Origin of the sequence: Microcoleus sp. B6-A1 (assembly GCF_036705085.1) — a bacterium.
Taxonomy (GTDB): Bacteria; Cyanobacteriota; Cyanobacteriia; order Cyanobacteriales; family Microcoleaceae; genus Microcoleus.
Map to the genome: position 1 here is coordinate 1 of NZ_JAUBTU010000193.1, position 1,440 is coordinate 1,440.

A 1,440-nucleotide genomic window follows, 5' to 3' on the forward strand; every position below is an offset into this window, starting at 1 on the left:
CAGGGTAAACGCATCTTAATTTCAACCTAAAACATGATAAGATGAAGTATTGGGCTAAATCAAGTGCGTAATTAGGTGCGATCGATGGCGAAAGGGTTTACTTCGACTTTAACTGCCCAACAAAAAACAATAGGTGTCTCGAACCCGACACACTTATTGAACGCTTGTTTTTTAAACCATTTTGGAACCTTGACCGATCCAAGAATAGAAAGAAGTAAACAGCATTTATTAATAGATATTGTAGCAATTGCGATTCTAGCTGTCATCAGCGGTGCAGATGGATGGGGAGCAATAGAACTCTATGGAACAACCAAATATGAATGGCTGAAAGGTTTTCTAGAACTGCCGAATGGAATTCCTTCTCATGATACATTTAGTCTCCTTATTTGCTCGAATTGAACCGCAGCAGTTTCAAGAGTGTTTTTTGAGTTGGATAAATTCAATCACCCAAAAGTTGGAGCTAGAAGTCATAGCCATCGATGGCAAAACAATGAAACAATCTTATGACCGGAATCACAGCCAAAAACCATTGCATATAGTCAGTGCATGGTCTTCATCCCATCAATTAGTTTTAGGGCAAAAAAAAGTCAATAAGAAATCCAACGAAGTGACAGCAATTCCGGCTTTGTTAGAGATGCTAGAAATTGCTGGAAGCATAATAACCATTGATGCTTTGGGATGTCAGAAAGAAATAGCAGCGCTCATAATTAAGAAGAAAGGAGATTATCTTTTAGCGCTAAAAGGGAATCAAAAACTTCTTCATGAAGAGGTAAAAAACTGGTTTAAATTAGCTAGAAAAGAAGAGTTTGGTGGCAGAGAGCATAGCTATTATCAACAAATAGAAGCCGGGCATCATCGAGTTGAAAAAAGACAAATTTGGACGGTGGCAGTCTCAGAGCTTCCATCTCTTCATAATCAATCATTATGGACTGGATTAAAAACGGTTGTGATGATCGTAAGTGAAAGACGTTTGTGGAATAAAACAACCACAGAAGTTCGCTTTTATTTGAGTAGTTTAGCCAGTAATGCCGAGAAGATTTCTCAAGCAATTCGCAGTCATTGGGGTATTGAAAATAGCTTACATTGGACATTGGATGTTACTTTTTGTGAAGACAAGAGTCGGATTCGTAAAGATAATTCTCCTGAAAACTTTGCTCTTCTACGTCGTTTAGCCATCAATTTACTGAAACAAGAAAAAGGATTTAAAGGAAGTTTAAAAATGAAGCGGTATCTGGCGGGAATGGATAATAATTATTTAGTCCAAATCTTAAACTCTGCCAGTTAACGCTCGAAAACTCAAACAGATTCCCGATCTAAATTGATTCAGCTTCGAGAATTCAGAAGTTCTTAAAGCTCGATTTTTACTGGGTTAATTCCATCGGATTTAAGAGTTTTAAGAAGGATTTTTTCAGAAAAAGACTCACGCACAAATATGATTTT

At 37.2% G+C, this 1,440-nt stretch carries 1 pseudogene; it reads left to right on the forward strand.

What is annotated here, in order from left to right:
• Window positions 1-84: 84 nt before the first annotated feature.
• Window positions 85-1,285: pseudogene (locus QUB11_RS31130) on the forward strand (ISAs1 family transposase).
• The last annotated feature ends 155 nt before the right edge of the window (window positions 1,286-1,440 follow it).